Raw genomic sequence first — 8,341 nt, forward strand, 5'->3', positions numbered from 1 at the left:
TGTACATTATTTTTTATATAAATAGGTAAGGAGAAATTTTGAGATGCGATTTATTAAAAACCACGTTGGATCCTTGATCGCGTGGATTCTCATCGTTGTGATCTCGATCTTCATGCTGCCTAATGTCAATCAATTAACGCGTGAGCACTCGACAATCTCACTGCCTGCTAACGTGCAAAGTGAGGTTGCCAGTACGATTGGCAATCATTGGGGACATCATCAAAACAACACTTATCAAGTCGTTGCCGTCTTTAACAATAAAAACGGCGCGATGTCTAAATCGGATCAAAAAAACGTCAATAAGACGATCCGCTACTTAAAGCGGCATAAATCCGAACTGGGCATTAAGTCCATGTTGACCCCATATGAAAACTCGGCTACCAAGAAGAACCTGATCTCTAAGGACAAGACCACTGAACTGGTCCAAATGAACGTTTCGAAAAAAGAAACCGTTTCAAACATCAACAAAAAATTAACCAAAGCCGTCAAGACCAATGGCATTCGGACCTACATTACTGGGGCCGATATCCTGCAAGACGACTTTTCCGGAGCTATTCAAGAAGGGATCAAGAAGACTGAGGTCATCTCGGTTATCTTCATCTTTATTGTCTTGATACTGGTCTTTAGGTCACCGATCGTTCCATTGATCTCACTGTTAACGGTTGGGGTTTCGTTCATTACTGCCTTTTCAATCGTTACCAACTTGGTTAAGAACTTTAATTTCCCATTCAGCAACTTCACCCAAGTTTTTATGGTTATCGTTTTGTTTGGGATCGGGACCGACTACAACATTTTGCTCTATGATCGGTTCAAAGCCAACCTGGGGAATGGAATGGATAAGTTTGAGGCCGCCAAAAATGCCCAGTGGAATGCCGGCAAGACGATTTTAATGTCGGGATCTTCCATTTTGATTGGTTTCTCAGCCCTGGGTCTAGCCCGCTTCTCGGTTTACAAATCAGCATCCGGGGTTGCCATCGGGGTTGCCGTTTTGCTGATCGTTTTGCTGACGTTAAACATGTTCTTTATGACGACCATGGGCAAGACCATGTTCTGGCCGGTCAAGACATTCAATGGTGAAACGGAAAGTCCATTCTGGCGCTTCTTGTCCAAGCATTCCCTAGCCCACCCAATCATTGCATTGGTCTTGGTATTGGCTGCTCTTTCGCCATTTTACTTCACTTATCAAAACAAGCTGAACTATGACGATACGGCCGAAATTTCTGACTCAACGCCATCCAAGCAAGGATTCCTGGTTGTACAAAAGCACTTCTCTAAAGGGACGGCTGAACCGGCTACCCTTTACATCAAGTCCAACCACACGCTGGATAATGAAAAAGATCTGAAGCTGATCGACCAGTTAACGGAACAAATCAAACATACCAAGGGCGTTAAGACCGTGGCTTCCGTTACTCAACCATCTGGTTCCAAGATCAAAAAGCTTTACGTTACTAGTCAAATGAAGACGGTCAACAATGGCGTCTCCACGGCACGTAACGGGATCAGCAAATTAAGCGCCGGCAGTCAGCAGATGACAAATGGGCTTAACTCGGCCGCAACTGGTACCAACCAGCTGAATAGCGGGATTAACTCCGCGGCTACTGGTGCCAATCAACTGACTTCCGGTCTGGCGCAGCTCAGTTCTGGCGGCAACCAAATGACGAATGGTTTAAACCAGCTTAGTGCCGGCAGCCAGCAGTTGGTCAACGGCATGAACCAGATGAGCCAGCAGCTCAGTTCCCAATTGACCGGCGCTAATGCCTCGCAGCTGCAGCAGCTGGAAAGCGGTCTGCCGCAGATCAATAATGGGATCCAACAGCTGAACAGCGCTCTGCAGAGTCAAGGAACGTCAATTGATACGACTGGCATTCAAAACAACCTGCAAAACGTTGCCAGCCAGGCTCAAATCATCGGTGATCAACTGACGCAAGCCGGCAACACCTTAAGGAGCATTCAAGGAGCTACCAGTTCTTCTAGTTCAGCCAGCCTTAGCTCGGTTATGACCCAGTTTAAGGCTGCGGAAAGTCAAGCCAACCTAAATGACCAGCAAAAAGCCGTGATGGAAGGTGCCATGCAGCAGATTCTTGGCGGTATTCAAAGCCAGATTGCCTCTCAGACCAACAGTCAAACCAGTGCTTTGAGCAGTCAGCTGCAAAGCGTGGCTCAAAACCTGCAGGCGGCTGGCAATGCGGACAAGTCACTGGCTGGCTCACTGCAAAACGTCGCCGGTTCGGCATCCAGCCTGCAAAATCTCAGCACCCAGGTTGCAACGCTGAAGGCTCAGGTTGCTCAATTGGCCCAAGCCTCTAACGTTGCGCTGCCAGGTGCCGTTTCAGCCTTGCAGCAGTTAACCAGCGGTCTCAACCAGATTCAAAGTGCGCTGGGTCAAGGTACCAGTGCTTTAGGTCAACTAAACACTGGTATCAATAAGCTGGCCGCTGCCTCACCACAATTGAGCAATGGGATCAACTCCGCTTACTCTGGCAGCCAACAGCTCAGCTCCGGTATGGGACAGCTCAGTTCCGGCAGTCTGCAGCTCAACACTGGGATCAACAAGCTGGCGCAGAGCTCGCCTCAGATTACCAATGGCCTCAACCAGCTGAATTCTGGGCTGGCATCTGGTCAAAGCTATCTGACAGGCCTGCAAAAGTCAGCCGCGGCAGAAACCTTCTATATTCCAAAGTCGGTTCTGCACAGCAAGACCTTTAAGCCGGCAATTGACAACTACATGTCATCCAACCGCAAGACTACTAAGATTACGATTGTCTTTGACACCAACCCTAGTGATGAAAAAGCCACAAAGGATGCCGAAAACATCTCTAACATGGCTCGCAAGTCATTGAAAGGCACTGCTCTTAACAATGCCACGGTTGCCATGGGCGGTCAGTCTTCACGGATCAACGACATTAAGAACACGGCCAGCGGCGACTTTGTGCGGACCGCAGCCATCATGCTGATTGGGATTGGCATTGCACTGATGCTGATTACGCACTCGCTACTGCAGCCGGTCTACATTTTGGGCTCACTGCTGTTGGCCTACATTTCATCACTGTCAATCAACCACTGGCTGGTCGGTATCTTCATGCACCGCAGCATGTTGGCTTGGAACACGCCGTTCTTTAGCTTCATCATGCTGATTGCCCTAGGGGTTGACTACAGTATCTTCTTGATGACGCGTTATCGTGAAATCGACGAAAACAAGTATCTGCCAGGCGAACGAATCTACTATGCCTGTGCAATCATCGGGACCGTCGTTATCAGTGCCGCTATCATCTTGAGTGGTACGTTTGCTGCTTTGATTCCATCTGGCATTCCAACGCTGATTGAAGTTGCCATGACGGTGATCGTTGGTCTGATCATCTTGGTAATCATCTTGCCAATCGTTATGACCAGCACGATCTACTTGAGCTATCCAATTCGTAATCACGTCAAGGATAATCAAAACAAGCGCAAAGATTAATCAAGCATAAATCAAAAGAGCTCGCTGCCTGGCGGGCTCTTTTCTTATATCGACATCCGGAAATTCGGCAGTCCCAATACTGGGGGCCATTTATGGACGGGTAGTTTATCCGATTGTCTTGTTATTCAGCTCCCGACATCCTTGAATTGATCATCGGTAGCTTAACATCACTAGTCGTAGAATGATCCGTCTTCTGCAAAAACTTTGGCCAGTCCATCAACCGCCCGCTTAAGTTTTTCCATTGAAGCCGCGTATGAAATTCTAAAGTACCTTACCGGGAGCTTGGTGAAGGCCGCTACCGGAACAATGGCTACTTTGGCTTTTTCCGCCAGATGCTCTGCATAGGCCATTGAATCACCATCAAAACTGTCTGGAATTTTGACCCACAGATAAAAGGTCCCCATCGGCTTAGTGTAGTGGAAACCAATCTTATCCATGGCGTCCATTAAGAACTGTCGACGCTGATCATATTCCGTCTTCATTTGAGCAGTATCAGCCTTGCCATGACGAAGCACTTCTTCAGTGGCATCCATGTTCATCGTAGCATTAGTCGAAATTGCTGCTTGATGAACTTTAGTAAGAGCTTTTAAGACATCACTCGGTCCACAGATATAGCCGACCCACCAGCCAGTCATCGCGGCATTCTTGGATACCCCATTGACATAAAGCGTCTGGTCTGGCAAAAGCTTAGCCATTGGCAGGTGCTCGCCTTCGTAAAGCAGATCAGCATAGATCTCATCATCCAAGATAGCAACGTTGTAGTTCTTGAGCAGATCAGCCAGTGCCCGTACCTCGTCAGGAGTGTAGGTGACACCGGTTGGGTTGACTGGATAGTTAAGTACCAAAACCTTTACTTTTTCACCATATTTATCCAACGCCTTTTTCAGTAATTCTGGCGTCACCTTAAAGTCAGGCTCTGCCGTTTCCAGTTCAACCGCTTTGGCATCACGCATCTCAGCGTTGATTCGATAAAGCGTGTAGGCAGGACAAGGAACCAGCACGACATCACCCGGCTGACACAAACCTGTAATGATCGTACTGATGGCCCCACTGGCACCTTCTGCAACGAAAATCTCGCTTTCCGGATCGTAATGAAGGTCTAAATCGTCTGCCAGATATTCACTGATTGCGCTGCGCAGCCCTGGCGTCCCTCAGTTATGCGCGTAATGCGTATGGTCGTTAAGGATGCTTTTAATGGCCGCCAGCTTAACATGATCAGCCGTCTTGAAATCTGGCTCGCCGATAGTCAGGTTAACCATTTCTGGATCACTGCCATATTTATTGTTAAGGACCCGAATCAATGATGGCTTGGCAAACTTTAAGCTTTCTGGAACCAACGATGCAATTTTACTCATGGAAACTTCCTCCTTATGACTTATCGACATAATAACAATCTGTTTTTACTTGACTACCAGCACATCGGCCTTAGCATGACGAACAACATAATCTGTGTGAGATCCCTGCAGCATTTTTTCAACGGCATTGATCCCTGTACTGCCAAGGACAATGAGATCAATATCGTGCCGCTCCGGAAAATCATAGGCAAGAATGGTTTTGATACTGCCGATAACGACCTCGGCACTGGCATCTGCTCCCTTATCCTGCGCTTTTTTCAGATATGGCTGTAAACGTTGCTTGGTACGCTTGGCAAAGTCTTGATAAAAGTCTTCGTTGACCCCAAATGATGAATCCATCCCGCGGTCACGATTGACTACCCAAACCAAATACAGTTTCGCTGAAAAAACCTTGGCCAGATCAACTGCAGTTTCAAAGGCTCGATCAGCACGCTTAGACCCGTCAATTCCGACTAAAATATTTTTATAGGCCATTTTAATCAGCTCCTTTATAATCTAGATTTAAAAATTAATGCAAATATCCCCAAAACAAATATATTCTGAACCCAAACTCAGCTGACAAATTTCAATTTAATAGGCGTTTAATATAAAAATGCCCTGCCATCATCAGCTTATTTCTGCTGACAATCACCGGGCATTTTTAATTATTATTTTTCATTTGATTCGTAGAAAACTGGGCCATCATCTTCAGGTTTCTTTGGCAATGCGTCTGGGATAATTATCGCCGCAATTACATAAAGAACGATCGATGGCACAATCGCGGTGAAAAGAGCCAGAGCAGTAATTACAAGTCGTACGATCGTTGAGTCAAAGCCAAAATAATCCGCGATCCCGCCACAAACACCAGCGACAATCCGATCGTTTGATTTCGTCAGTTTTTTCATAATGATCCCCCCTATTTAATGGTCACGTCACCATCTGAAGCATTGACTTGCAGACGGTTTGGCGCAGTTTCGTTTTGAGTAAGCGTGCCACCATTTTCACTGGACTGATTGAATAAACGATTGTCGCCGTCACTAACCGAGGTCGAGTAGCCATCAGCTTTAGTGTTCAATGCTTCTACATCGCCATCCTTAGCTGTAATCGAGTAACCATTTGTAATGGTGATGTCGTTAAAATGAACGTCGCCATCCTGGGTACTGAGATTGCCACTATCCAAGGCAACAGAATTCATTGTAATATCCGAATCAGCCGTCTGAACCAGCGTCTTGGTTAAAGTAGAATCATTAACGGCAAGATCGTTGTCGTTAAGGTGCAGCTGGCCACTATTGATCGTTAAGCCATTAAAAGCAGTATCCGTATCGTTAAACCGGAAGTCGACCCGCTCAATTTCCAAATTGCTCAGACTTACCTGACTGGCATCATTTACCTGCAAGTCATATTTTTCGATTTTCATCTTGGCAGCTGGTTCTTGAATGACTTGGCCATCATTAACACGTAGCTGCAAATGCTTGAGTTTTACGTTCTTAGGTACTGTGATCGTCAGTCTGTCGTTTGCGACGCCATAATAAAAGCCAGTTGAAGAAAAACTAAAGCCATTAAAGCTAAAACCATGCTTACGACTCTTGGAATTGATGATTATCGTGCCGTTTTTCTTTGCAATGGTTGGCTGATTGCTCTTCTCACCAGCATACTTAACAGAGAAAGTCTTGCCCTGTTTGACAACGACATTCATATCGCTTACGTCTGCCTTAATCCGCTCAGCTTTAGCATAGGTCTGGGTCCGTGTTGTCTTGGCTTTTGATACCACATGCGGAGTCAAGCCGTCAAAGATTACTGCTCGCTGACCATGCATTCCAATGCCAAACGCCAGCATAACAGCGCCAATCACTGTGATGACCAGACCGCTTACGATGGCCTTTTTCATTTTGCTGCCTCCTTTTTGATGTACCTGTAATAGACGTGCTGAACGAGACGCGTGCATGCCTTAACGATCCAGACAGAGCAGCCCCAAACGAGCGGAATGACGATCAATAACAGTCCCAGTCCAATCAAGCCGATTCCCAGATAGAAAAGGGCCGTCCCCAGGTTGGTAAACAAAAGACTCAGACCAGTAAAAATGGCTGCCGCCGTCAAAAAGATGCCACCACCAGCAAGCGATATGACCACCACCACGCCACTAAAGACGACTGCAAAAATGGCAATCAGCACGCTCAGCAGAATCAAACCGATAATTAAGGTTGCCGGGGTGGCCAACAGCGCAAGGATAATCAGCCATGTCGTCTTGATCTTGGTTTTGGAGACAACCCGCTGATCTTCAGCCTCTTCTTTGATAGAGTGATCGGCAAGAATTTTTAAGGCAAGCTGACGCGGCGTTCCTAGTTCCCGCTCAATTTCTGCTTTGGTATCAATGCCGGCATCTGCCAAATACTCACTGTAAAATTCAATGACGTCATCAATCTCATCATCGGGCAGCTTGCGAAGGTAACGTCTTAACATCTGCATGTACTTTGCAGTTTCAGAAGTCATGTGTCTGATCCTCCTTTAAAGGATAATTGCTGGCCTCAAAAATCGAATCGAGGCTTTCCTTATAGTCTGTCCATACCTGCTTGACGCGTGCCAGATGCGATTCACCAGCAGACGTAATGCGATAATAACGGCGATTGCGTCCGTGATATGGCTGATCGTACGTTTCGACGAACTGATCCTTTTTTAGCCGGCGCAGCACTGGATAAAGGGTGGATTCTGAAATCGTAATCGCTTTTTGCATGTCTTGCGTCAGCGCATAGCCGTAATAATCTTTGCGTTCAAGCAGCGCCAGTACCAAGCCATCCAAAAGATCAGCTGAAACTTGAATTTTCATTCCTCGTTTCGCCTCTTTTCACTTTTATTTTATAATATTATATCGTATATAATATATTGAGGCAAATAGATACCGCTGAATTTTAATTGAGACGCATACCGTGCTCAACCGTAGATAGCAAGCCAATAAAAAATGGGACTCCTGTCACTTGACAAGGCGTCCCATTTTGATCTTCATCAATCAAATTTGATAAAGTTTCTTTGATTTGTTATTAATCGAAAATTCCGCAACTTCAGATAGTGGCTGGATAATCAATCGCATCTAGATTGATGTTTCCTAGTTTAGTTATATCAAACAATATCTAGTGATATGATATAACTCACTTTCGCTTAACCTAATTAAGCCAACCTCTGAACCTTTCCTCCTTACGGAGTTCGGGTGGGCGGACGACGCTCTCGAGGAACATCATCCTAAAGGACGACTTTACAGCTCTTTCGGCCTTTGCGCTTTTTCGTGAAACGTTTGGACGGTATGAGAATGGCCGAGGTCATTACTCAGTGACCATCAATTCAAGACTAGCCCTACCTAGAACGACGGGTTAACCTTGACGGGGTGCAATCCGACTCCCTCTATCTCCTCCACTTTTACCGAGGCAAAAGCATCGGGGACTGCTTTTCGTAGAATTTGAAGTGCGCCATTCACATCAGCGTTGATTAACGTTCCATTATTGGAACGGAATAAGCCACGCTTAATACGGCGCTTGGCTGGCGCTAGACCACGGCTCTT

8 protein-coding genes and 1 pseudogene are annotated in these 8,341 nt (G+C 46.2%); 1 reads left to right on the forward strand and 8 read right to left on the reverse strand.

Annotation, left to right across the window (positions count from 1 at the left end):
• Window positions 1-43: 43 nt before the first annotated feature.
• Window positions 44-3,457: an MMPL family transporter gene (locus HF864_RS06455; protein ID WP_169462171.1), complete on the forward strand. Its 3,414-nt coding sequence runs from the start codon at window positions 44-46 to the stop codon at window positions 3,455-3,457.
• A 170-nt stretch (window positions 3,458-3,627) separates the two neighbouring features.
• On the opposite strand, the gene HF864_RS06460 is transcribed toward HF864_RS06455, so the two are convergent.
• The 8 genes and pseudogenes from HF864_RS06460 to HF864_RS06490 all read right to left on the reverse strand — a co-directional run.
• Complete coding sequence (locus HF864_RS06460; RefSeq protein ID WP_277346627.1) at window positions 3,628-4,596, reverse strand: aminotransferase class I/II-fold pyridoxal phosphate-dependent enzyme; 969 nt, start codon at window positions 4,594-4,596, stop codon at window positions 3,628-3,630.
• Between the two features lie 12 nt (window positions 4,597-4,608).
• On the reverse strand, window positions 4,609-4,812 hold the full coding sequence (locus tag HF864_RS09470) for a hypothetical protein (RefSeq protein ID WP_240936889.1): 204 nt from the start codon (window positions 4,810-4,812) through the stop codon (window positions 4,609-4,611).
• A gap of 45 nt (window positions 4,813-4,857) precedes the next feature.
• On the reverse strand, window positions 4,858-5,286 hold the full coding sequence (locus tag HF864_RS06465; RefSeq protein WP_169462172.1) for a universal stress protein: 429 nt from the start codon (window positions 5,284-5,286) through the stop codon (window positions 4,858-4,860).
• A 173-nt stretch (window positions 5,287-5,459) separates the two neighbouring features.
• A complete protein-coding gene (locus HF864_RS06470; RefSeq protein WP_205882310.1) occupies window positions 5,460-5,696 on the reverse strand; it encodes a PspC domain-containing protein in 237 nt (78 codons plus the stop codon).
• Window positions 5,697-5,707: 11 nt separating this feature from the next.
• Complete coding sequence (locus tag HF864_RS06475) at window positions 5,708-6,679, reverse strand: DUF4097 family beta strand repeat-containing protein (RefSeq protein WP_169462173.1); 972 nt, start codon at window positions 6,677-6,679, stop codon at window positions 5,708-5,710.
• Window positions 6,676-7,281: a DUF1700 domain-containing protein gene (locus tag HF864_RS06480; RefSeq protein ID WP_169462174.1), complete on the reverse strand. Its 606-nt coding sequence runs from the start codon at window positions 7,279-7,281 to the stop codon at window positions 6,676-6,678. Before HF864_RS06480 ends, HF864_RS06475 begins: the two co-directional genes overlap by 4 nt.
• Window positions 7,271-7,615, reverse strand: a complete 345-nt coding sequence (locus HF864_RS06485; RefSeq protein WP_169462175.1) for a PadR family transcriptional regulator — start codon at window positions 7,613-7,615, stop codon at window positions 7,271-7,273. Before HF864_RS06485 ends, HF864_RS06480 begins: the two co-directional genes overlap by 11 nt.
• Before the next feature lie 525 nt (window positions 7,616-8,140).
• Window positions 8,141-8,341: pseudogene (locus HF864_RS06490) on the reverse strand (RNA-guided endonuclease TnpB family protein); the annotation flags it as partial.

It is taken from the genome of Lactobacillus sp. MRS-253-APC-2B (genome assembly GCF_012843675.1).
Lineage (GTDB): Bacteria > Bacillota > Bacilli > Lactobacillales > Lactobacillaceae > Limosilactobacillus > Limosilactobacillus pulli.